Origin of the sequence: Streptomyces sp. CA-181903 (assembly GCF_050937075.1) — a bacterium.
Taxonomy (GTDB): domain Bacteria; phylum Actinomycetota; class Actinomycetes; order Streptomycetales; family Streptomycetaceae; genus Streptomyces.
In genome coordinates this window covers 6,453,399-6,477,299 of sequence record NZ_JBNJLY010000001.1, presented here as the reverse complement: position 1 = coordinate 6,477,299, position 23,901 = coordinate 6,453,399, and the positions used below count along the sequence as shown (strand labels likewise).

Here is a 23,901-nt window from a genome sequence, read left to right as displayed (position 1 = left end):
CGAAAGGCCGACACGAGAAAAACACGAGAAAAAAGGGGTGCCATCCGTGCCGTTGTCCCGCGACCCCGACCCCGACCCCGCCTACGGACCGGACCGCCGCCTGGCCCGTGACCCCGTCGCCATCGTCGGTCTGGCGGCCGTCTTTCCCCGGGCCCGCGACGTGACGGAGTTCTGGGACAACGTCGTGCGGGGACGCGACTGCACGGACGAGGTGCCGGAACAGTGGTGGGACGCGGACATCCACCACGACCCCGACCCGTTCGCCGAGGACCGGACGTACTGCCGGCGCGGCGGCTTCCTGACACCCGAGACGGTGGACCCCCTCCGACTCGGCCTGTCTCCCCGGACGCTGGACTCCACGGGCCTCGTGCAGTTGCTGGCCCTGCGCGCGGCCGGCGACGCCCTCGACGACGCCGCGCTGGGCCGGACCGCCTGGTACGACCCGGCCCGCACCGGAGTGGTGCTCGGCGTCTGCGGAACCAACTCCACGCTGCTGCCCCTGGTGGGCCGCCTGGCCGCGCACGAGATGCGCCGGACCATGCTGGACTGCGGGATCCCCGGGGAGACGGCGGACCGGGTCGTACGGGCCCACCTGGCCGGACTGCCGCCGTGGACGGAGGACTCGTTCCCCGGCGTGCTGGGCAACGTCGTCTCGGGGCGGATCGCCAACCGCTTCGACCTGGGCGCGGCCAACCACACCGTCGACGCGGCGTGCGCCAGCTCGCTCGCCGCCGTCCGGTGCGCCGTCGACGAACTCCTCGCCCGCCGCGCCGACATGATGCTCACCGGCGGCTGCGACGCCGACAACTCGATCGTGTCCTACCTCTGCTTCACCAAGACCCCGGCGCTCTCCCCGACCGGGCGCGTCCGGCCGTTCGACACCGCGGCGGACGGCACCCTGGTCGGTGAGGGCATCGGCGTGCTGGCGCTGAAACGGCTGGCCGACGCCGTGCGCTGCGGTGACCGGGTCTACGCGGTCCTGCGGGGCCTGGGCGGGTCCAGCGACGGGTCGGGCCGGAGCATCTACGCGCCGTGCGGGGAAGGCCAGTTGACGGCACTGCGGCGGGCGTACGAGGACGCGGAGTGCCCGCCGGGCTCGGTGGGCCTGATCGAGGCGCACGGCACCGGCACGCCGACGGGGGACACGGTCGAACTGGAGGCACTCGACACCCTCCTGCGCTCCGGCCGGCAGGACGAGCCGGACGACCGGGGCGGGCGGGCCGGACACGACGGGCCGGACGACCGGGACGGGCGGGGCGACCGGGACGGGCACGACGACCGGGACGGGCGGAGCGGGCGGGCCGGATACGACGGACGGGACGACCGTGGCGGACAGGCCGGACACGACGGGCCGGGCGGGCATGCCGGAGGGAACGGGCGGGCCGGGTGTTCCGGCCGGACGGCCGTCGGCAGCGTCAAGTCACAGATCGGGCACACCAAGGCGGCGGCCGGCGCGGCCGGGCTGATCAAGGCCGCGCTCGCCCTCCACCACCGGATCCTGCCGCCCACGGTCAACGTGACCGAGCCGCAGGGCCGGCTGACGGACGACGACGGGCCGCTGTACGTGAACACGGAGGCCCGGCCGTGGACCCGGGAGGCGTCCCGCCCGGTGCGCCGCGCCGGTGTGTCGGCCTTCGGGTTCGGCGGCGTCAACTACCACGCCGTCCTGGAGGAGGCCCCGGACGACGAGCGTCCGGTGCCCGCGGGCCACCGGACGCCCCACGCCCGGATCTGGCACGCGGAGACCGCCGAACTGCTGCGCCGCCGCCTGGAAGAGGACGCGCCGCCCGACGAGGGCCCGGTCCCCGCCGCGCACGCCCGGATCGGCTACGTGGCCCGCGACGCCGCCGAGCACGCCGAGCTGCGCGCGGTGGCGGTCGAGCAGCTGCGCGTCAACGCCTCCCACGAGAGCTGGGACCACGGCCGGGGCGTGCACTTCCGCCACCGTTCCCTCGACCCCCTGCCCGGGATCGGCGTCCTCTTCTCCGGCCAGGGGAGCCAGTACGTCGGCATGGGCCGGGACGCGGCCCTCGCCGTACCGGCGGTCCGGGACGCGTTCGAGGCCGCCGACGCGCTGTTCCCGGACGCGGACGGCCTCGCCCGTACGGTCTTCCCGCCCGCCGGGACCAAGGACGGGCCGGAAGGCGACGCCCTGCGGCTGCGCCGCACCACGCACGCCCAGCCGGCCATCGGGGCGCTGTCCCGCGGCCACTTCGCCTTCCTGCGCGAACTTGGCCTCCCCGTCACCGCCGTGCTCGGCCACAGCTTCGGCGAACTGACCGCCCTGTGGGCCGCCGGAGTCCTCGACGACGCCGCCTTCACCGCGCTCGCCCATGCCCGGGGGGCCGCACTGCGGCCCCCGCCGGGACGGGACGCCGGCGCCATGGCCGCCGTCCGGGCGCCGGAGGACACCGTGCGGTCGCTGCTGTCCGGCCGGGACGGCCTGGTGGTCTGCAACCGCAACGCCCCGGACGAGTACGTCGTCGGCGGGCCCACGGACGCGGTCGCGGCGTTCGTCCGCCACGCCGTCTCGCACGGCGTTCCCGCGCAGGGGCTGGCCGTCGACGCCGCGTTCCACACCTCCTGTGTCGCGTACGCCGCGCGGCCGTTCGCGGCGGCGTGCGCGGAGCGGGAGTTCGGCGTGCCCGCCGTGCCGGTCCTCTCCTGCGCCCCGGGAGCCGGATACGGGGACGACCCGGACGCCAACCGCCGCGTGCTGGCCGAGCAGTTGCTGCGGCCCGTGGACTTCGCCGCCCGCGTCGAGGAGATGTACGCCGGCGGCGTGCGGGTGTTCGTGGAGTGCGGTCCCCGCGGCACGCTCGTCCGGCTGGTCGAGCGGCTGCTCGGGGGCCGCGCGGTGGCCGTCCCCTGCGACACCGGTCCGGGGCAGGACGGTTACGCGGCCTTGAAGCGGGCGGCGGTGCGGCTGGCCGTGCTGGGGTACCCGCTGTCCGGCCCGAACCGGCACGACGGCGCGCCGCGGCCTGCGCGGCCCGCGCCCTCGAAGGCCGCGCGGACGCTGGAGGGCCCGCAGTTCGCCGTCGTGGCCCGCCGCCCGGCGTACCGCGCGGCCGTCGCCGAGGCGGCGGCCCTCGCGGAGGCCGAACGCCGGGAACGGGAAGCGCAGTCGCTCCCGGCCGCGGAGGACGACGCGCTGGCCGCCGCGGCGGCCCGGCACCTCACCGCGCACACCGCCTACCTGGACAGTCAGCTCCACGTCGCCCGGGAACTCACCGGCCTGCTGCGGCGGCGCGCGGACGCCGGATCCGTGGACCCGTCGCTGGTGGCGGCGGTCGACGCCGTCACCGAGCACAGCCTCGCCGTCGGCGACGCGCACACCCGCGCCGGGGAGGTCGTCGCCCGGCTGCTGGAGGCCGGCGGCGGGCCGGGGACCGCAGGTGACGGGTCGGGGAGGGAGTTCCTGGGGGACGGTACGGCGTGGCCCGTCAACGGAGCCGCGCCGGGTGAGGGGGCGCCCGAGCTTCCGCCCGCGCCGGACACCGCGGCGCCGAACGGCTCGCCGGACCCGCCCGCCGGCCGGTCGGCCCTGGCCGCGTTCCTGGACGCCGAGGCCGCGGGGAAGCCGTCCGGGACGCCCGCCCCCGGCGGCGAGGTCGACCCGATGGAGCTCGAACGGGTTCTCAAGGAAGTGACCGCCGACCGGACCGGCTACGACGCCGACATGATCGAACCGGACATGCTGATCCAGGAGGACCTGGGCATCGACTCCCTCAAACGCGTGGAGATCGGCGCGGAAGTATGGCGCCGCTACCCGCACCTGGACCGTGGCGTCCTCTACCGGCTCACCGAGGCCCGGACCGTCCGCGAGCTGTCGGACAAGTTCACCGAGGCGCTGACCGGGCCGGCGCTCCACGAGCGGGCGCCCGGGCTGCTGCGGACCGGGACCGCCGTCGTCGCCCTCCGGGACCTGCCGGAACCGGACGTCCGGCTCGACGCCTATCCGCGAGGGCGCCGCGCCCTGGTGCTGGACGACGGCACCGCGCTGTCCGCCGCCCTCGTCGGGGCCCTGCGCGCGGACGGCTGGGACGTGGTGCCGTTGTCCCTCCCCGGCGCGGAGCCACCCGACGGGGACGGGCCCGCCGCCCGGCGGCTGGCGGACCTGTCGGAGCCGGAGCTGGCCTCCCGCATGGGCGAACTCCTCGCGGACGACGGGATGTTGCGGCTCTGCGTACTGCCGGTGGGGCGTACCGCCGGGCAGCGGGCGGAGGACGTGATCGCGCGGCTGCGGCACGCCGTGCTCGTCGCGAAGCACTCCTGCCCGGCCCTGGCGAAGGCCGCCGGGGCCGGCGGGCGGGCCGCGCTGGTGACCGTGACCCGGCTCGACGGCGCGCTGGGCCACGCCGGATCCGGCGGCGACCCGGCGGCCGCCCTCGCGGGCGGGCTCGGAGGGCTGGTCAAGACGGTGGCGCTGGAGGAACCCACGCTGTTCTGCCGGGCGTTGGACTTCGCGCCGGACCTGTCCGACACGGACGTCGCGGCGGCCTTCACCGCCGAGATCGCGGACCTGGCCACCGACGTCGCGGAGGTGGGCCGGGACGCGACGGGGCGCCGCACCCCCGTGGTGCGGGAGACGGCGGCCCCGCGGCGGCCGATCACGAAGTCACGGCGGCCTCCGCGGCGGTGGGCGGCGACGACGCTGCGATCCCGGTGGCGGCGGACCAGGGCGACGCGGCGGCTCCGACGGCGGCCGATCACGCAGCCCCGGAGGTCCTCGCGGCGGTGGGCGCCGACGACGCTGCGGTCCCGGTGGCGGCGGCCCAGGGCGACGCGGCGGCTCCGACGGCGGCCGACGGCGAGGACCCGGCAGCCGCCGAGCGTGGCCTGATGCTGGTCACCGGCGGGGCGTCGGGCATCACCGCCTGGTGCGTCAGCGCGCTGGCGGAGACCGGTCGCTTCGACTTCCTGCTGCTGGGGCGCACTCCGCTCGCCGAGGGGGCGTCGGATGGCGTGACCGGCCCGGACGGGGCCGGGACGCCGGAACGGGGACGGGAGGCGCGCGCGGAGGACGACGCCCCGCAGCGGCGCGTCCGCGCGACCCTGGCGGAACTCCGCGAGCGCGGCGCGGCGGCGGAGTACCTGGCCGTGGACGTCCGGGACGGCGCGGCCGTGGCCGCGGCCCTGGCGCCGTACGCCGCCCGCGTCACCGCCGTGCTCCACGGCGCCGGTGTGCTCGGCGACAAGCCGCTCTCCCACATGGAGCCCGCCTCGGTCGCCGCGGTCGTGGACACCAAGACGGCCGGTCTCCACCACGTACTGCGGGCGCTGGACGCCGGGCGGTTGCGGCACCTGGTGCTCTTCACGTCCGTCTCCGGGATCTGGGGCAACGCGGGGCAGAGCGACTACGCGCTGGCCAACGAGGCGTTGAACCGCTTCGGCCGCGCCTTCCGGGAGGCGCACCCCGGCTGCCGGGTGCTGCCGGTGGCCTGGGGACCGTGGGCCGGCGGCATGGCCGCCCGCATGCGGGAGCTCTACGTGGAGGCGGGGGTACCCGTCCTCAACCGGGAGGAGGGCTGCGGCCACTTCGTCCGGCTCCTGTCCGACCCCGGTCTCCGGCGGGGATCGACCGTCGTCGTCGGCCCGCTCTCGCCCCTGTACCGGAAGATCGGACGGCTGCCCGAGGAAGGGGTGACCGCGCGGTGTCACCGCCGCATGCCGGCCACCGAGCCCGTGCTGCGCGACCACCGCGTCGGCCGGGTCTCGATCCTGCCCCTGACGGCGGCCCTCGGCTGGGGGGTGAACAGCGTCGAACGGGCCCTCGGCGGCACGGGCGCGGTGGTCGAGTGCCGTGACTTCCGGATCGTGCGGGGCCTGGGCTTCACCGGGGACGACCGCCCCCGGACGTTCCGGGTGCGGCTGGTCCCGGAAGCCGAGCGGGACCACCACAGGTGGACGAGGTTCTCCCTGCTCAGCGACGACGGGCGCGACGAACTCCACTACGAGGGGCGCTTCCTCTGGAGCGAACGGGAGCCGGAACCGGGCGAACGGATCGACCTGCCGCCCTGCACGGTCTCCGACGTCCCGCACCCCGGCTATGCGAGCGGCCGGCTGTTCCACGGGCCGAGCCTGGCGGGCCTGCGCGACGAACTGCCCGGCCCGATTGACGGTTTGACCGTCGTCGCGCGGATGCCGGAGCCGCCGTTCGCCAAGGGCGGCTTCGCCGGGCGCTTCCACGCCCCGGCGCTGGCCGACCTGCTGATGCAGGGCGTGTGCCTGGCGGGGGTCGTCGAACCCGGTCAGCCCCTGTGGCCCATCCCCGTGGGCGTCGAGCGCGCCGAGCTGTGCGCGCCCCTGCCGGACGACGAACCGTTCGTCGTCCGGGTGGAACGGCGGCCCGCCGAGCCCAACGCGGTCTTCACGTTCTGGGACGTCACCGGCTGCGCTCCGGACGGCCGGGTACTCCAACGGTGGACCGGGGTGCGCACCCTGTGGGCCGATCCCCGGCGGGTCGCCGACCTCGTGGACTCCGACACCCACCGTGCGGGCTGAGGGGAGGGACCGTGGAAGAACTCGACTTCGAAGGGGCCCTGGTGACCGAATCCCCCGCTGACGCGGGGCTCATGGACGGATCACCGGAAGAAATCCCTACCGGTGCACGGCCCATGGTCGGATCACTGACAGAGGCTCCGGGCGCTGTGCGGCCCATGAACGGATCACCGACAGAACCCACGGGCGCTGTACGGCCCATGGGCGGTCCATCGGCGGAATCCCCCGTCGGCGTACGGACTGTGGCCGGGCGAACGGTGGCGGCGGCCGCACCGGACGCCGCGGCGAGCGGTACCGTCCGGGGCCACGCCGGCCTTGTCCACGAGCGCATCGCCGAGCGCATCGCCGAACGCGTCCAGGCGGCCCACGCGGCCGTGCTGGAGGCCCACCGGGTGATCACCGTCCGGCGGCTCGGCCGGGTGGCGGCGCAGCCCACGCCCGCCGGGTCCGCACCGGGCGCCGGATCCGTACCGGGCGAAGGGTCCGCACCGGGCGAAGGGTCCGCACCGGGTCACCGGCCGCTGGGTGGTGACGGGTCCTTGCCGGGTGGTGAGTCCGTACCGGCCGGAGGAACGCGGAGCGTGGGTACGGAGGGTTCCGGCCGGTCCGGGGAAGCGGCGGTGCCCGACCCCGCCGAAGCGGTCCTGGAGGCCGCCGCGCACAGTCTGCCCACCGGTAGCGGGCCCTTCCGCGCCTCGGTCGCCTGGCACGACGTCCCGCCACCCGGGCCGGGCGCCCTCCGGGCCGAGGCGTCCGGCGGCGGGACCCGGCGCGTCCTGGCCGCGGGCCGGGCCGTGGCCACGGTCACGCTGCTGGACGCGGCGGACGGGGGCCGGCCCGAAGAGGCGCCGCCGCGTCACCCGCCCGAGCCACGGCCCCTCGCCCGGGCCCGGGTGGACCGCCTGTCCCGGTCCGACCTCGACGCGCTGGCCCGGGGGGACGTCGCCCGGGTCCTGGGCGCCGGCTTCGATCAGACGGGCCTGCCGCCCGAGGCGCTCCCCGCGCCCTGGCCCCGGCCCGGGCGGCTGACGGAGGTCACGGCCGTCGACGTCCGCCCCGGCTCGTGGCCGCAGGCCGTCCTGCGCGCCACGGCCCGGATGCCCGAGGGCGCGGCGGTGTGGGCGTGGGCGGTCCTCACCGCCCTGGAGGCCCTGCGCGTGCACGCCTTCCACCAGGGGTTCCACCTCTGCGTCCCCGGGGCCCGCGCGGTGCCCGGCCCGGCACCACCGTTCACGTCGAGGTGATGGACGGCGCGGCGCTCGCCGGTGGCGAGGCGGAGGTCGAGGCGGCCGTGACGCGGTGCGGCATGGTGCCCCGGCCGTACGTGGCCGGCGACTGCGTGATCACCGCAGGCGGTCGTCCCGTCGCCCGGCTGCGCGGGGCGGCCGTCGCCCTCCACGAAGGCCCGGAGGGCGACATGGACCGGGTGACGGACGCCCCGACCTGCCGGAGGACGGCCGACGGGCGCCCGGTCCTCGCCCACGAATCGCACGTCGCCCGCATGGCCGAGGACGAGCCGGCCCGGCTCGTGCGCGCCCCCGGGGAGCGCCTGCCGACGGCGCGCGTCCGCCCCCGTCTGCCGCTCGGCGACTTCCTCCTCGTCTCCCGGCTGGAGGAGGCGACGGGCCGCCGCCGCGCATACCGGGCGGGCAGCAGGGGCACGGCCGCCCACGACGTCCCTCCCGATCCCTGGTACGTCCGCGAGCACAACGGCACGTTGCCGCAACTCGCGCTGATGGAGCTGGCGTTGCAGCCGTGCGGTCTGCTCGGCGGAGCGATCGGCGTGTCGGCCGAACACCCCGACCGGGACTTCTCCTGCCGCAACCTCGAAGGGACCGCCCGGTTGCTGCGCCGCGTCGACCCGCGCGGCACCACCGTCCGGCAACGCGGCACCCTGCGCTCCCACACGTCCCTGCCCGGCGGCATCATGCAGCGCTACGACATCGAACTGCTCGACGGCGACGACGTCTTTTGGACGGGCACCGCCGTCCACGGCTACTTGACCGCCGAACTCCTCGCCCAGCAGCAGGGCCTGGACGACGGCCGGTGCGTCCTGCCCTGGCTCGACCGGCAACCCGCCGCGCCGGAGGACGTCCTCCGGCGGGACCTGAGCGGCGACACCCGGCTCGGCCGGGGCCGGCTGGCGCTCCTCGCGGACACCGTCGTTGTGCCGCGCGGCGGCGACCACGGCCGGGGGTACGTGCTGTGCGACAAGCCCGTGGACCCCGACGACTGGTTCTTCGACCACCACTTCCTCCACGACCCCGTCCTGCCGGGGTCCGTCGGCGTCCAGACGCTCTACCAGGCGGTGCACGCCTTCGCCCTGCTCACCGGTCTGACGGACGGCATGGACCGTCCCGTTCCCGAGGTCGCGGTCGGCGAGGAGCTGCGCTGGTCCTACCGTGGACAGATCCTGCGCGAGCACCGCAGGGTGCGGGCCGAGGTCCACATCCGCGACGTCCGCCGGGACGCGGGCCGGGTGCTCGTCCGGGCCGACGGCTCCGTCTGGCGGGACGACCTGCGCATCTACCGGGTGACCGGCATCGCGGTCGACATCGGCCCCGCGTCGTACGGGCGACGGCCGCCCGAGCAACGGTCGCTTGGGCGACGGCGGGCCGGCGGTCGGGCGGCAGGCCCTAGGGAGGCGGGCGGGTGGGAGACCGGCGGGCGGGAGGCAGACGGCGGACACGAGCCGGGCGGCGGCCGGGAGACAGCCGGTGGCCGGGAGCCGGCCGGTGATCGGAAGACGGCCGGCGGTCGGGAGGCGGGCCGGTGACCGTCCGTCACGACCCTGACGGGGTGTACTCCCTGCTCGCCGCCGCCGGACGGCCGTGCCACGTCGTGCGGGCCGGCGGGCGCGTCGGCGCGACCGACCGGCTCCCGGCGCCCGGCGACGGTACGACGGTCCTGGCCTCGGCCGGGCCGCTGCCGCCGGAAGCGCTCGGTTCGGCGGGTTTCCGGCGCGACCACGGGGTGCGCCACGCCTACATGGCCGGGGCCATGGCCGGCGGCATCGCCTCGGAGGAGTTGGTCGCCGCGCTCGCCCGGGACGGGTGGCTCGCGTCGTTCGGATCCGCCGGGCTGCCCGCCGCACGGCTCGCCGTGGCGCTGGAGCGCCTGGAACGCGAACTCGGCCGCCGGGGGCTGCCGTTCGCCTGCAACCTCATCCACAGTCCCATGGCCCCGGCCATGGAACGCGTCTGCGTCGACCTGTGCCTGCGGCACGGCGTGCGCTGCGTCGAGGCGTCGGCCTTCGTCCAGCTCACCCCCGAGCTGGTGCGGTACCGGGTGACGGGGCTGGCCCCCGGCCGGGACGGCGGGGTGCGGGCCGCCCACCGTCTCGTCGCCAAGGTCTCGCGGCCCGAGACCGCCGCGTTGTTCCTCCGCCCGGCGCCCGAGTCCCTCCTCGACGCGCTCCTCGCCGCCGGGTCGGTCACCGCCGGGCAGGCGCGCCTGGCCCGTGCCGTGCCGATGGCCGACGACGTCACCGTCGAGGCCGACTCCGGCGGCCACACCGACCGCCGCCCCCTGGCCGTGGCACTGCCGGAGATGCTGCGACTGCGCGACCGCCTCGCCCGGGAGCTCCCCGGCGGGCGGCCGGTGCGCGTGGGCGCGGCGGGTGGGATCGGGACGCCGGACGCCGCCATGGCGGCCTTCGCCCTGGGCGCCGACTACGTCGTGACCGGCTCCGTCAACCAGGCCGCGACGGAAGCGGGGACCTCCGCCGAGGCCAAGGCGCTCCTGGCGGAGGCCGGGCCGGCCGACTGCGTGATGGCGCCGTCGGCGGACCTGTTCGAACAGGGCGTCCAGGTCCAGGTCCTGGGCCGGGGCACGATGTTCGCCGGCCGGGCCGCCCGCCTCCTCCGCCTCTACCACGACCACGCCGCCCTGTCGGAGATCCCGCCCGCAGAACGGCGTCACCTGGAGGAGCGCCTGCTGCGGCGCCCGCTGACCGAAGTGTGGCGGGACACGGCCGCCTACCTGCGCGAGCACGACCCCGACCGGCTCCGGCGGGCGGAGGAGGACCCCAAGTGCCGTATGGCGGCGGTCTTCCGCTGGTACCTGGCCATGGGCTCCCGGTGGGCCGTCACCGGCGAGACCGGCCGCCGCGCGGACTGGCAGATCTGGTGCGGCCCGGCCATGGGCGCGTTCAACGCCTGGGCCGCCGGCAGCGCCCTGGCCGATCCGGCCCGGCGGTCGGCCGTCGCCGTGGCCACCCATCTGATGCGCGGGGCCGCGTTCGAGGCCCGCGTCGCCCAACTGCGCCTGTCCGGCGTCCGGTTGCCGGCCGCGTGCGCGCGCTACCGGCTGCCGCCCGCCCTGCCGGCGGCTCCGCCTCCGGCCGCGCCGGCCGTACGGGGAGGGTGGTGGTGAGCCGGCACGGTGGCGGGCCGAAGGGGCGGCCTCGGTCCGACCGGGTGCCCCGGCACGGCACGGCCGCCGGTGGACCGTGCGGTGCCGGGGAGGGCGGGACGCTCGTACGGGTGCGGGGCGCTCTCACGGATCAGGGGCGCCCGCCCGGGTCCGTCACCCGCCCCGTGCGCGGGGCCGTTCGGCCGTGTCCGGCGCCGAGGTCACGGCAGAGGCCGCCATCCGCCCGCGCGCGGGGCGGTTCCGACGCGGCGGCGGTTCCCGGCCGACGATTGCCGGTCGACGGTGCCGGGGCGGCACCGACGGGCCGCCGCCCGCGGGCGCCCGATCGGAGGGCCACCGGAGCGCCGCCCCACCGGAAGCGCATGCGAGGCTCTCGTGTGGGTGACACCGGCCGGGGGTGAAGCGGCACGCGGCGGGGGCATGTACCAGGAGACGGACGACCGGGGCTCGCGGCGAGGAAGGCGGGCACGTGGTGCTCACAGCCCACCGATGTCGGCTGCTGCTCTCCGTCCTGACGGATCTCGCGGTGGAGGAGGTCCGCTCGGGCGGCGCCCGGCTGCGGCCGGGCGGCGTGCCGGAGGGGGTGCCGGAGGGCGCCGCGTCCCGGGAGCGGGCGGTACGGCTGCGGAGTGCCCTGGAGCGGCTCGGCCCGCTGTACGTCAAGCTGGGGCAGGTGCTCTCCACCCGGCAGGACCTGGTCCCGGAAGCCGTCGCCGCGGAGCTGGAGAGCCTGCACGACCGGACGACGCCCCTCCCCTTCGCCTGCCTGGAGCCCGTCCTGGAAGAGGAGCTGGGCCCCGGCTGGCGCGAGCGCTTCTCCGACCTCGACACCCGCCGGCCGCTGGGCGCCGCCTCCGTGGCCCAGACCCACGCCGCGCGCCTCCGTGACGGCCGCCCGGTCGTCGTCAAGGTCCAACGGCCGGGCGTACGGGCGGTGATGAGCACCGACATGCGGCTGCTGAGCACCGCCGTGCGGCTGCTCGCCCGGCGTACGCCCCTGCTGAACGCCACCGTCGACTTCTCCGCCATGCTCCACGTCGTCTTCGACGCCATGCGCCACGAGCTCGACTTCACGCTGGAGGCGGCGAACATGGACGCCGCCCGGCGGGCCGTCGCCCCCTACGGCCTGCTGCGCGTCCCGGAGACCGTGCTCGTCACGCCCCGGGTGCTGGTCCAGACCCGCGCTCCCGGAGTGAGCATCCGCGACGCCGACGCGGGGAGCCTCGCCCCGGAGGTACGGGGGGAGATCGGCGGCCAGTTGCTGACGTTCATGTGCCAGCAGTACCTGCTCGACCGCGCCTTCCACGCCGATCCGCACCCCGGCAACGTCTTCGTCGCCCCCGACGGGGTCACCACCCTGATCGACTGGGGCATGGTCGGCCGCATCGACCGGCACCTCAGCCTCGCCCTGGCCATGACCCTCCTCGGCCTCGCCGCCAACGACGCCCAGATCGTGGCCCGCAACTGGCCTGAGATGGGCCGGCCCATGCCGTGGGCCGATCTCGCGGGCTTCCACCAGGACATGACGATCCTCGTGCCCGCGCTGCACAACGTCCCCCTCGAACGGCTCAGATTCGGCGCCTCGCTGGCGAGCCTGCTCAAGTACTCGACCGCGCGCGGCATCCAGACCAACCCCATGATCGGCCTGCTGAGCAAGTCCTTCTCCAACATCGAGGGGTCCGTGCGCCTCGTGGCGCCACGCCTGTCCGTCACCGAGGTCCTGGTCCGGTCCGTGCCCCGCGTGGTGCGCGCCTTCACCCGCGAGGCCCTCTCCGAGCAGCACCTGGGGTATCAGGCCCTCCAGGCGCTCGCCCTCGGGGAGAACCTGCTGCGCGACCTGCGCACGGTCACCCGCTCACTGGCCGGCGGCGAGCTGACGGTGCAGATCATGCCCGTGCAACGCCGTTTCTCCCTCGCCGAACACCACGACGCCCTGCGGCACCGCCGCCTGACGCGGGCCGCACTGGCGGCCTCCGCGCTGTGGTGGTGGCGACGACGGCGCTGAGGGCCCGTCCGCGCGGCGGTGACGCCGGGCCGGGCGCCGCGGGTACCGGTGGGCCGGCCGGACGACGGCCAGAGAGTCGGCCGGACGACAGCCGGAGGGCCGGCCGGACGACGGCCGGTGGGTCGGCCGGACAACAGCCGGAGGGCCGGCGGTGGCTCAGCCGGGCCAGGCCGCCTCTCCGCCTCCGCCCAGCGGCCGCAGGACGGTGTCGCGCGACGCGGCGAACGCGGGGTCCATGCGGCGCATCAGACGGGGGCCCGCGTGGGCGGTGACCGAGGCGACCAGGGGACGGACGAGGCGGACGCCGCGCGCCCAGCGCTGCCCGTAGACGTACGGGGAGCGGCGGACGAGGCCGGCGACGAGGCGGTCGACGACGGCCTCCGGGGGATGGATCCGGTCGAACGGCGGCGGGAACGACCGGCGCATCGCGCGGAGCGGGGCGTACTCGTCGGCGGCGCGTACCAGGTCGGTGTCGGTCCAGCTCATGTAGGCGACCCCGACCGTGACACCGCGGTGGGCCGTCTCCGCGCGCAGCGCCAGGGCGAGGGCCTCGGCGCCCGCCTTGCTCGCTCCGTAGGCGGTGAGCAGGGGGAACGGGGCGAGGGCGGCCACGGAGGTGATCTGCAGCAGGTGCCCCCGGGCGGCCAGCAGGGCGGGCAGGAAGGCACGGGCGGTATGGGCGCTGCCGAGGAGGTTGACCTCGATCACCCGGGCGAAGACGTCGGGTTCGATGTCCGTCAGGCGCCCGTGCACGGCGATCCCGGCGTTGGCGACGACGGCGTCCACCCCGCCGAAGCGCTCCGTGACCTGACGGGCGACGGCGGTGAGCGCCGGCCCGTCGGTGACATCCGCGGCCCAGTGGTGCGCCGGCCCGGGGCAGCGGCCGGCGACGGTCCCCAGCCGCTCCTCCTCCAGTCCCACCAGGGCCACCCGTGCGCCGCAGGCGCTCAGCCGGAGGGCGAGCAGGGCGCCGAGGCCGCGCGCGGCGCCGGTGACGACGACGGTCCGGCCCGCGAGGGCGTGGCGCCACCGGGCGGGTACCGGGCGGCCGGGTGGCTGGGGACTGCTCACGGGGATCCTCCGGGGGCGGAGACAGGGACGGCGTCGATGGGCGGGGAATCGGCTGCGAGCCGACTGCGAGTCGTTCCGGGCCGGGTCCGGCCGGGCCCGGCCCCTGGAGGGCGCGGGTCGTTGGCCGCGCCGACGCGCCGAACGGGCCGAACGGCAACGCGCTCTCACCCCGCCGCGGGAAGGCTGCCCGGGCACCGGGCGGCGGATGCGGTGTCCCGGGGAAACTCGGCGCGCCCCGAAAAGTCGGACAGGATGAGAAGCGAGCGGAGGCGGTTGCTCCGGCGAGAGGCCGTCGCGGCGGGCGCCGGCCCGCTCCTCACCCGCCGTGCGGCGGACGGGACGTGAACCGCAGGTCCGCCGGGTCGGGGCGGCGGGTCCTGCGGGCGTATTCGGCCATGGTGCCAGGCCAGTTGACGATGTGCCGGCCGGCTTCGTCCCGGTACCAGGAGTCGCAGGTGTCCCAGGCCGTCCCGGTGAAGCGAGCCCTGAGCTCCCGGACGCCGGCCTCCTCGGCCTCGGCCCGGACCTCCACCGCCGCCGCTCCGGCGTCCCGGGCCGCTTGCAGCACCCGGCGCGTCCACCGGGCCTGCGCCTCCAGGATGTCGAGGATCGACCCGCCGGAGGTACCGGAGTTGGGGCCGAACATGAGGAACATCGACGGGAAGCCGGGCACCATGATGCCCAGGTGGGCGTGGGGCCCCTCGGCCCAGGCGGTGCGCAGGGGAAGGCCGCCGGTGCCGGTCACCTCCGGGCCGGGCGAGGGCCCGGTCGCCTGGAAGCCGGTGGCGAAGATGACGCAGTCGGCGGGGTGCGTCCGGCCGTCCGCGGTCACGAGCCCGTCCTCGGCCATGCGCACGATCGGCTCCGTCACCAGGTCCACGTGGGGCTGCGACAGGGTCCGCAGATAGTCGGAGTCGAAGAGCACACGTCGGCAGCCGAAGGCGTAGTCCGGCCGGAGCCGTCGGCGTACTTCCGGGTCGGGCAGCAGACGCCGCGTGTAGGCGGCGGACACCCATGCGGCCAGGCGGCCCGCGCTCCGGGGGTGGCGCGCGGCCAGGGTGAGCGACTCCGCGCCCCGGCGGGCGAGCGACCGCCACCCGCGCCGCAGCCCCGGCACTCCGCGCAGCAGCGCCCGCCACCCGGCGGGACAGCCCTCCGGGAGGCGGGGCAGGATCCAGTTCCCGGAGCGGTGGAAGACGGTCAGGGACCGGACGACCGGCGCGATCCGGGGGACGAACTGCACCGCGCTGGCACCGGTTCCGACGACGGCCACGCGCCGGTCCCGCAGTTGGTATCCGTGGTCCCAGCGGGCGGAGTGGAACCGGTGTCCCGCGTACCGCGCCATGCCCGGAAGGTCGGGGACCGCCGGACGGTTCAGCCGGCCGGTCGCCAGGACCAGGGCGTCCGCCCGCCGGACGTCCTCCTCCCCCGTCCGCGAACGGGCCCGCACCGTCCAGCGGCACGCGTCGTCGTCCCAGGCGCACGAGGTGACCGTCAGCCCGGTCCGCACGGCGGAGTCGACGCCGAAGTGCCGGGCGGTGCGCCGCAGGTAGTCGAGGATCTCCGGTTGCGGCGCGCACCAGCGCGACCAGGGGTAGCCCTGGGCGAAGGAGTACGAGTACAGGTGGCTGGGGATGTCGCAGGCGGCGCCCGGATAGGTGTTGTGGAACCAGGTGCCGCCGATGTCCGGCGCGGCCTCCAGCACCACCACGTCCGGGAACCCGTGCCGCCGCAGCTCGATGGCCGCCGCGATACCGCCGAACCCCGCCCCCACCACCACGATCTCCATACGGGCCCCTCCTTCACCGCCACCAGGCGCCGGGCGCGCCCGCTGCGCCCGGTGGCACACCAACCGCCGCGCCGGACACCGTGGTTCTACCCGGCGGAAGACGGCTCGCCGCCTCACCGATGACCACCGGAAGGGTGACTACCGGAACGGTGACCATCAGACCTGCCGGACCACCGGACCCACCGGACCACCGGAGCCGCGACCTCCGGAGCGGTGGGCCGCCCCGAACGGACGCCAAGGCCGCCGACAGCCCGCGGCGGCGCCACCCCCGGCACGCGGAAAGCCGGCGTCAGGCGGCCGGCAGCACCGCCTCGATGGCGGCCGTCACCTCGGGGGCGTCGGGCTCGGTGCGCGGGCTGAACCGGGCGGCGACCGTGCCGTCGGGGGCGATGACGAACTTCTCGAAGTTCCAGCGGATGTCCCCGGTGTGCCCCTCGGCGTCGGGCGTGTCCACGAGTCCGGCGTACAGCGGGTGCCGCTGCTCGCCGTTGACGTCGGTCTTCTCCGTCAGCGGGAACGTCACACCGTAGGTGGCCGAGCAGAAGGTGGCGATCTCGTCCGCGCTGCCGGGCTCCTGACCCATGAACTGGTTGCAGGGCACGCCCAGCACGGTGAAACCGCGGTCGACGTACCGCTGCTGAAGCTTCTCCAGCCCCGCGTACTGCGGAGTCAGCCCGCACCGGGAAGCGACATTGACGACGAGGACGGCCCTGCCCCGGTACTGGCCGAGGTCGGCGGGACCACCGCCGAGGGCATCGATCTCCACGTCGTGAAAGGAGGGGGAAGAGGGGGCGGACATGTGCGCTCCTTGAATCGTCCTCGTCAAACCGGCCGCCGTCGGGCCGGCCCGATGTCTACGGAAGCGATTCTTCCCGACGGACGCCCCCGGCGCGCCGGCCCCCTCCGGTCCCTTGTCCTCCCGATGTGGCCGCGGAGGGTGTCTCCGCCCAGGTCATAGGCGGCGAACAGGTGCCGGCCCCGTGAGGACGGGTGTAGGCGGGCCGGCGCCACGCGGCCGTCGCCCGCGCGGCGCGTCACCGCGACCGTACGAACGTGCCGCTGCCACGCTACTGGAGGGTGAGCACGATCTTCCCCCGCGCGTGACCCGTCTCGCTCAACCGGTGTGCCGCGGCGGCGTTCTCGAGGGTGAAGGCGGCCGCGACCGGCACGGTGAAGCGGCCCTGTCCGGCGAGGGCGGCGGCCACGGCGAGTCCTTCGACCGCCTGCGGGTCCGCTCCCGGGCCCGCCGAGTGCGTGTGGTGGACTCCGTGCTCGGCGGCGTTCATGTCGGCGATGGTCACCACCCGGTCCGGGCTTCCGGTGAGGGACACCAGATCGGGCAGCGAGCCGGATCCGGCGCAGTCCAGGACGGCGTCGACTCCGTCCGGTGCCAGGGCGGTTACCCGCTCGCCCAGTCCGGGGCCGTAGGTGGTCGGCGTCGCACCCAGCCCCGCGACGAACGTGTGGTTGCGCGCGCCGGCCGTACCGATGACGGTCGCGCCGCGGGCCGCCGCGAGTTGGACGGCGACCGTGCCGACCCCGCCGGCCGCGCCCTCGATCAGCAGGGTCGTGCCGGTGCCGACCTTCAGCCGGTCGAGGGCCCGTGTGGCGGTCTCGGCGTTCCCGGCCGCGCCGCCGGCCTGTTCCCAGCTCAGCGCGTCCGGCTTCGGCGCCCAGGCCGCCAGGACGGCGTACTCGGCGTTCGCACCGCCGAGTTCCGCGACCTCCACGATGCCGAAGACCTCGTCGCCCGGCCGGACACCGGTCACTCCTGTGCCGACCTCGTCGACCACACCCGCGGCATCCATGCCGAGCACGTGGGGCAGGCGCAGCGGCGCGATGTCGCGGAACCGGCCCGAACGGAGCCGGCAGTCGGAGGGTGTGACGCCCGATGCCCGCACGGCCACCCGGATGTGACCTGGTCCCGCGTGGGGTTCCGGTACGTCGGCGACTTCCAGGACACTTGCGGGACCGTATGCGGAGAATGTCAGCGCTCTCATGGCGTCGGACGCTAACGGAACCCCTCGTCCGTGTGGCTAAAGTGAGAGCGGTGACGGACCCTTTGTCTCGCTCCCCGCGCTCCGACGCCCGGGACAACCGGGAGCGCATCCTCGCCGTGGCCCGCACGACCTTCACCGAGCAGGGGCTGGACGTGGCGATGCGCGAGATCGCGCGGCGTGCCGAGGTCGGTCCCGCGACCCTCTACCGGCACTTTCCGACCAAGGAGGCGCTGGTCACCGAGGCGTTCCGCGAGCAGCTGACGGCCTGCACGGCCGTCGTCGACGAAGGGCTGGCCGATCCTGATCCTTGGCGCGGCTTCTGCCTGGTGATCGAGGCGGTGTGTGAGATGCAGGCGCGGGACCGGGGTTTCACGGCGGCGTTCGTCTCGGCCTTCCCCCGCGCGATCGACTTCGCCGCGGACCGGGAACGGGCCCTGGGCAAGGTCGCCGAACTCGTCCGCCGGGCCAAGGCGGTGGGCGGGCTGCGCCCGGACTTCGTCCTGGACGACCTGATCATGGTGCTGATGGCCAACGGCGGCATCCGGACATCCTCGTCGGCTGCCGCGGTGACCGCCTCACGGCGCTTCGCCGCGCTGCTGATCCAGGGCATGCGGGCCGGGCCGGCCATCCCGCCGCTGCCCCCGCCGGTCCGGGTGCCGCCGACGGTCGCGTCCTAGCGGGACGTCTCCGGCGGAGGCGTTCACCCCACCGGTTGCAAAGACACGTTCGCGCCGGGCCCGGCGGCGGGCGGGACGCGACGGTGGGGGAACGTTCCCGGGCGCGTCGGCGGCGGCGTTCTCGTCCGCAACGCAATGCCCGGATCGGGTGACGGGACACGCTCGAGTGAATCGCACACCGGGCGGCGGGCCGTGCGGCCCGTGAACACTGGCCCGTTGACGGTGCCTCGAATTCCCGCACGACCAGGCGCACTTGGGAAGCCGTGACGTCCACGATCGGGGGTCGTTTTCCGAGCACCCGTCCGATCCGGCCCGTCAATGAGGAGGCGCGGTGCATCACCGCAACGAACGTCACTCGCTCACCATGGAGGCGCCCTTGCCGTTCGAATCCCGGCCTGTGGAGAGTCCGCCGAGGCGCCCCGCGCCGCGGGTCCGCCGGTCCGCCGGCGCCGTGGGGAGGCGGGCATGAGCGGAACGGATGCCTGTCCGGTCGACGTGACCGTGCTGCTGCAACGGGAGGACGGGCGCGTGCTGCTCGTCCCCCCGCCCCAGCCCGGCCCGCTCGCCCCGCCCACCGGCGTGCTGCGGCACGGCGAACCGGTCACCGCGCGCGCCCTGTGCGAGGTCCGGCGGCAGACCGGTGTCGGCGTCGACCCCGGCGACCTGGAGTTCTGTCATCTGGTCCACCGCCGCACCCCGGGCGGGCAGGGGCGGCTCGGCGTCGTGTTCACCGCCCAGCGGTGGGCCGGACGGCTGCGGCCGGCGGTGGTGTGGGCCGATCCGGCCCGGCCGCCCGCGGACCGTACGCCCCACACGGCGGCGCTGCTCGCCGAGTTCAACGCCGGGGCGTTGCTGTCCCTCCCGGGCTGGGCCGTCGCGAACGGAGGCGAGGCGTGAGGATCACCCGAGGCGCGAAGAGCACGCGAGGTACGAAGAGCGCCCCAGGCACGAAGAGCCCCCGGGGCGCGAAGAGCACGCGCGAGGGGACGGAGGCCGGCGAAGGGACGGAGTCTGGCGAGGGGTCCGCGTCCGAGCGGCTGCTCTTCGGCGGTCCGCTGCTGTACGACGCCCGCTGGGCCGACCACCAGAACGCCTGCTTCGAGATGTCGCTGTGGGCGATGGCGCTGCAACTGCCCCGCATGGTGGCGTTCACCGCGCGCCTCGCCCTGCGCGCCGACCGCCGCGCGCTGTGGACGGTGGGCGTCGCCGAGCTGGTCCGGGGCATCGGGCAGGCCGTGGGGCTGATCGCGGTCAACAGTGTGTTGGCCACCGTGCTGGCCGCGGGGACGATCGGCCACCGGGTGCAGTCCGCGGTCCCCGCCATGATCGGCGTCGCGGTCACCGGTGTCGTCGGCGCGCTGGCCGACGCCGCGTCCACGGCCGGGACGGGCCGGCTGGAACCGAAGGTCGAACGGGTCGCCACCGAGATGTACCTGGCACGGGTCGCGCGGGTGGAGCTGGCGGCGATCGAGGACGCCCGCTTCAACCGGCTGATGGATTCCGCCCAGTACGGGGCGGGTTCCGCCCGCCGCATGGTCAAGGTCTGCACGGGAGTGATCGGTTCACTGGTGAGCTTCGCGGCGGCCGCCGGCGTCCTCACCGTCCTCCACCCGGTGCTGCTGCCGCTGCTGATCCTGATGACCGTCCCCCGTTCCTGGGCGTCGCTGCGCAGCGCCCGCGCCCGGTACGCCAGTTACCTGCGCTGGATGCAGCACGCCCGGGCGGGCCGGCTGCTGACGCAGACGCTGATGCGCACGGGACCCGCCGCGGAGATCCGCGTCCACGACGTCGGCCCGTTCCTGCTGCACCACTTCCGCGCGATGGCGGAGACGTCCGAGGCCGAGCAGTCCCGGCTGGCGACGGACCGGGCCCGGGTCCGGCTGTTCGCCTCCGCCCTGACCGGGCTGGCCGCCGCCCTGACGTACGCGTCGCTCGGCGTGCTGCTGGCCACGGGCGTGATGTCGCTGTCCATCGCGGGCACGGCCGTCCTCGCCATCCGCGGCGGCGGGCAGAGCCTGACCGCCCTCGTCCTCCAGGTCAACAACCTGTACGAGGAGTCCGCCTACGTCGGCGACCTGGAACGCCTCTTCACGGAGGCGCGCAAGTACACGATCCCGGCCGGCGGCGAACCGGTGCCGGACAAGGTGTCGCTGATCCGCTTCGAGAACGTCACCTTCCACTACCCGGAGGACGACGACGGCGCGGAGGGCCCCACGGAAGCGGAGAAACCTGACGAGCGGAAACGGGACGAGCGGAGGCGGGACGAGCGTGGGCGGGACGAACGGAAGCGGGTCGAACGGAAGCCGGACGAGCGTGGGCGGGACGAACGCAAGCCGGACGAACGGAAGCCGGACGAGCGGGGTTGGGACCAGCGCAAACGGCCGGCCCTGAAGGACGTCACCCTCGACATCCCGGCCGGCCGGATCATCGCCCTGGTGGGCGAGAACGGGTCGGGCAAGACGACCGTCTCGAAGTTGCTGGCCGGCCTCTACCACCCGGACGCGGGCACCGTCCGGTGGGACGGCGTCGACGCCCGCACCCTCGACCGCGACCGGCTGTGGTCACGGATCGGCATGGTCGGCCAGGACTTCCACCGCTGGCCGTTCACCTGCCGCATGAACGTCGCCGTCGGCCGCCCGGACCGGCCGGTGGACCAGGCGGCGGTGGAGGAGGCCGCCGCGTACACCGGCGCCGACACGATGGTCGCGGAACTGCCGCACGGCTGGGACACGCTGCTGTCGAAGGGGTACCGGGGCGGGCACCAGATCTCCGGCGGCCAGTGGCAGCGGCTCGGCATCGCCCGCGCCCGTTACCGCGACGCCGACATCCTGATCGTCGACGAACCGACCTCCGCCCTCGACGCCCGCGCCGAGCTGGAGGTCTTCGAGCGGATCCGCGAACTGGCGGACGGCGGGCAGACGGTCGTCCTGATCACCCACCGCCTCGCCTCCGTCCGGCACGCCGATCTCATCCACGTCCTGGAGAAGGGCGAGCTGGTCGAGTCCGGCACCTTCGAGGAACTGCTGCGCCCGTCGGCCGCCGGGGTCTTCCGGGAGCTGTACGAGCTGCAGCGCGCCCAGTACCAGGACGTACGGGTGCCGGGGCGGCGGATGCCGGACGACGCGGAGGAGGGCAGCGCGATGCGGTGAGCGGGCGGGGCGCCGGGGCCGTGGACGACCGCCCCGGCGCCGTCCCGCGCCGTTACGCACCGCCCCGCGCCGTGTCCGGCGTTACGCCGCGGGTTCCAAGGCGGCGTCGATCAGGGACAGTTCCTCGTCCGTGAAGGTGAGGTTCCGGGTCGCGGCCAGGCTGTCGTCGAGTTGCGCGGTGCTGCTGGCGCCGACGATCACCGAGGTCACCGTGGAGCGCAGCACCCACGCCAGCGCCAGCTGCGCGAGCGTCTGGCCGCGCTTGACCGCGACGTCGTTCAACGCCCGCAGGCGGGTGACGAGTTCGGGTGTCACGTCGGCGGAGCTGAGGAACGGACTGGCGCCGGCCGCCCGGGAGCCGGGCGGGATGCCGTCGAGGTAGCGGTCGGTCAGCAGGCCCTGGGCGAGGGGCGAGTAGACGATCGGGCCGACCCCCAGCTCATCCAGGGTGTCCAGCAACTCGTCCTCGGGGGAACGGTCGAGGAGGGAGTAGCGGGGCTGGTGGAGGAGGAGCGGGGTGCCGAGGTCGCGGAGGATGTGGGCGGCCTCGCGGGTCTGCTCCGGCGGGTAGTTGGAGACGCCCGCGTAGAGGGCCTTGCCCTGCCGGACGGCCGTGTCCAGGGCGCCCATGGTCTCCTCCAGCGGGGTGCCGGGGTCCGGGCGGTGGGAGTAGAAGACGTCGACGTACTCCAGGCCCATGCGGCGCAGGCTCCGGTCGAGGGAGGCCAGGAGGTGCTTGCGGGAGCCCCACTCGCCGTACGGGCCGGGCCACATCAGGTAGCCGGCCTTGGTGGAGACGATCAGTTCGTCGCGGTGCGCGCGCAGTCCGCCGTCGAGCACCCGGCCGAACGCGGTCTCGGCCGCTCCCGGCGGCGGACCGTAGTTGTCGGCGAGGTCGAAGTGGGTGACGCCGTGGTCGAAGGCGTGGGTGACGAGGGCACGCTGGGTGTCGAGGTCGCGGTCGGTGCCGAAGTTGTGCCACAGACCGAGGGAGACGGCGGGGAGCTTCAGTCCGCTGCGGCCCGCGCGGCGGTAGGGCATGGTGGCGTAGCGGTCGGGGTTGGGGAGGTACAAAGCAGACCTTTCCGTGGTTCCGGCCGGGGTCTCCAGCTTGGCCGACGAGGACGGCCGCCACCAGCACCCCGGGCCGGGGGCGGGGGGCGGGGGTGGGCGTCGGTCACGTCATGCGGGGGGCGGCGGTGGCCGTCGTTCGTCTCAGGCCCGGGGCCGGCGGTGGCCGTCGCTCACTCCAAGCCGGGGCCCGGGGTGGACCGACCGTCGCCCCGGCCCGGGCTGGGGGCGGCGGTCGGCCCACCCCGGGCCGGGGGGTGACGATGGCCGCCCCCGAAGCCGCGGCCGCCGCTCATCCCCGGCGGCCGCCCGCCTTCGCGCCGCGGCCGTCCGCCTTCGTGTTCTTCACGAAGGCGGCCCGTTCGTCGGCCCGGCCCTGCCGCAGGACGCGGCCGAAGGTCTCGGCGTAGGGGTGCGGGTTGGTGCGGGGGTAGGCGTAGGTGAGGACGGCCTCCGGGGCGCCCGTGAGCGGCAGGTACAGGATGTCCGGGTCCTGGTGCTGGGCGGCCACCGACACAGGGAGCACGCCGACACCGCGCCGGGCGGCGACGGCGTGCAGGTACTCCTCGATGTTGGAGGTCTCGGCGCCGACCTCGGGGGTCGCGTCGGCCGGCCAGTCCCGTGGGGTGAGTGTGCCGCTGACGGTGTTGACGACGAGACAGCGCCGCCCGAGGTCCCGCCAGGTGACCCGCTCGCGCACGGCCAGGGTGGAGTTCCGGGAGATCACGGCGAGGTGCGGCTCGCGCAGGATCTCGGTGGTGACCAGCCGCGGATCGCGGACGGCCCCCCAGAGCAGCGCCGCGTCGACGGAGCCCTCGCGCAGCCCGGCGGTGCGGTCGTCCCGGCGCACGGTCCGCACGAGGACGAGGTGCCGCTCCTCCAGCGTGGCCTGTGCCCGGCGGCCCCGTTCGAGAGGGAAGCCCCAGGCGTAGCCGAGGCGCAGTGAGGACTGCGGCTCGGCGGGCCGGAGCGCCGCTTCGAGTTGGGGCAGGAGGTGTTGGAGGTCGTCCCGCAGGCGGTGCCCCTCCTCGGTGAGGCGGGGGTGGCGGGTGCTGCGGTCCAGCAGCGTCCGGCCGAGTTCGTCCTCCAGGCGCCGGATGTGCCGGCTGAGGGTGGGCTGGGAGATGCCGAGGCGGTCGGCGGCCCAGGTGAAGTGCTGTTCCTCGGCCAGGGTGAGGAAGTACCGCAGCTGGCGGAGGCCGATGTCCATGGGGGTCATGCTAGGCGGCGCGGCCTCCGGCCGTCGCGCCGGGTTTTCGCT

General features: G+C 75.6%; 15 protein-coding genes. 9 read left to right on the top strand and 6 right to left on the bottom strand.

All coding sequences use genetic code 11. The features are described 5' to 3' along the window. Nucleotides 1–46: 46 nt before the first annotated feature. The 6 genes from ACQEVS_RS28755 (at nucleotide 47) to ACQEVS_RS28730 (ending at nucleotide 12,883) form a co-directional block, all read left to right on the top strand. A complete protein-coding gene (locus tag ACQEVS_RS28755) occupies nucleotides 47–4,846 on the top strand; it encodes a beta-ketoacyl synthase N-terminal-like domain-containing protein (protein WP_433025126.1) in 4,800 nt (1,599 codons plus the stop codon). After that, nucleotides 4,741–6,507, top strand: a complete 1,767-nt coding sequence (locus tag ACQEVS_RS28750; RefSeq protein WP_433025123.1) for an SDR family NAD(P)-dependent oxidoreductase — start codon at nucleotides 4,741–4,743, stop codon at nucleotides 6,505–6,507. Before ACQEVS_RS28755 ends, ACQEVS_RS28750 begins: the two co-directional genes overlap by 106 nt. Nucleotides 6,508–6,746: 239 nt before the next feature. Continuing rightward, nucleotides 6,747–7,748, top strand: a complete 1,002-nt coding sequence (locus tag ACQEVS_RS28745; RefSeq protein WP_433025120.1) for a hypothetical protein — start codon at nucleotides 6,747–6,749, stop codon at nucleotides 7,746–7,748. Then, nucleotides 7,748–9,280 carry a hypothetical protein gene (locus tag ACQEVS_RS28740; protein WP_433025117.1) on the top strand — a complete coding sequence of 511 codons (1,533 nt, stop codon included), beginning with the start codon at nucleotides 7,748–7,750 and terminating at the stop codon, nucleotides 9,278–9,280. The genes ACQEVS_RS28745 and ACQEVS_RS28740 overlap by 1 nt, the downstream gene beginning before the upstream one ends. Then, a complete protein-coding gene (locus ACQEVS_RS28735) occupies nucleotides 9,277–10,878 on the top strand; it encodes a PfaD family polyunsaturated fatty acid/polyketide biosynthesis protein (RefSeq protein ID WP_433025114.1) in 1,602 nt (533 codons plus the stop codon). Before ACQEVS_RS28740 ends, ACQEVS_RS28735 begins: the two co-directional genes overlap by 4 nt. Before the next feature lie 469 nt (nucleotides 10,879–11,347). After that, a complete protein-coding gene (locus ACQEVS_RS28730; protein WP_433025111.1) occupies nucleotides 11,348–12,883 on the top strand; it encodes an ABC1 kinase family protein in 1,536 nt (511 codons plus the stop codon). A gap of 156 nt (nucleotides 12,884–13,039) precedes the next feature. Here the strand turns inward: ACQEVS_RS28730 and ACQEVS_RS28725 are convergent, their stop codons facing one another. The 4 genes from ACQEVS_RS28725 to ACQEVS_RS28710 form a co-directional block, all read right to left on the bottom strand. After that, nucleotides 13,040–13,954, bottom strand: coding sequence for a short-chain dehydrogenase/reductase (locus tag ACQEVS_RS28725; protein ID WP_433025108.1), 915 nt, complete (start codon nucleotides 13,952–13,954; stop codon nucleotides 13,040–13,042). Nucleotides 13,955–14,270: 316 nt separating this feature from the next. Further along, nucleotides 14,271–15,743 carry a flavin-containing monooxygenase gene (locus ACQEVS_RS28720; protein WP_433025105.1) on the bottom strand — a complete coding sequence of 491 codons (1,473 nt, stop codon included), beginning with the start codon at nucleotides 15,741–15,743 and terminating at the stop codon, nucleotides 14,271–14,273. A gap of 289 nt (nucleotides 15,744–16,032) precedes the next feature. Then, on the bottom strand, nucleotides 16,033–16,542 hold the full coding sequence (locus ACQEVS_RS28715) for a glutathione peroxidase (RefSeq protein WP_433025102.1): 510 nt from the start codon (nucleotides 16,540–16,542) through the stop codon (nucleotides 16,033–16,035). A 268-nt stretch (nucleotides 16,543–16,810) separates the two neighbouring features. Beyond that, the gene (locus ACQEVS_RS28710; RefSeq protein ID WP_433025099.1) at nucleotides 16,811–17,743 is read right to left on the bottom strand and encodes an NADP-dependent oxidoreductase; all 933 of its coding nucleotides are present in this window, start codon (nucleotides 17,741–17,743) and stop codon (nucleotides 16,811–16,813) included. Nucleotides 17,744–17,793: 50 nt separating this feature from the next. Between ACQEVS_RS28710 and ACQEVS_RS28705 the strand changes: the two genes are divergently transcribed. The 3 genes from ACQEVS_RS28705 (at nucleotide 17,794) to ACQEVS_RS28695 (ending at nucleotide 21,569) form a co-directional block, all read left to right on the top strand. Further along, nucleotides 17,794–18,420: a TetR/AcrR family transcriptional regulator gene (locus ACQEVS_RS28705; protein WP_433025096.1), complete on the top strand. Its 627-nt coding sequence runs from the start codon at nucleotides 17,794–17,796 to the stop codon at nucleotides 18,418–18,420. A gap of 465 nt (nucleotides 18,421–18,885) precedes the next feature. Further along, a complete protein-coding gene (locus ACQEVS_RS28700) occupies nucleotides 18,886–19,317 on the top strand; it encodes an NUDIX domain-containing protein (RefSeq protein WP_433025093.1) in 432 nt (143 codons plus the stop codon). Next, nucleotides 19,314–21,569: an ABC transporter ATP-binding protein gene (locus ACQEVS_RS28695; protein ID WP_433025090.1), complete on the top strand. Its 2,256-nt coding sequence runs from the start codon at nucleotides 19,314–19,316 to the stop codon at nucleotides 21,567–21,569. Before ACQEVS_RS28700 ends, ACQEVS_RS28695 begins: the two co-directional genes overlap by 4 nt. 81 nt (nucleotides 21,570–21,650) lie before the next feature. Here ACQEVS_RS28695 and ACQEVS_RS28690 read toward each other — a convergent pair whose 3' ends face one another. After that, nucleotides 21,651–22,643, bottom strand: a complete 993-nt coding sequence (locus tag ACQEVS_RS28690; RefSeq protein ID WP_433025087.1) for an aldo/keto reductase — start codon at nucleotides 22,641–22,643, stop codon at nucleotides 21,651–21,653. A 289-nt stretch (nucleotides 22,644–22,932) separates the two neighbouring features. Then, on the bottom strand, nucleotides 22,933–23,850 hold the full coding sequence (locus ACQEVS_RS28685; protein WP_433025084.1) for a LysR family transcriptional regulator: 918 nt from the start codon (nucleotides 23,848–23,850) through the stop codon (nucleotides 22,933–22,935). Nucleotides 23,851–23,901: the final 51 nt, after the last annotated feature.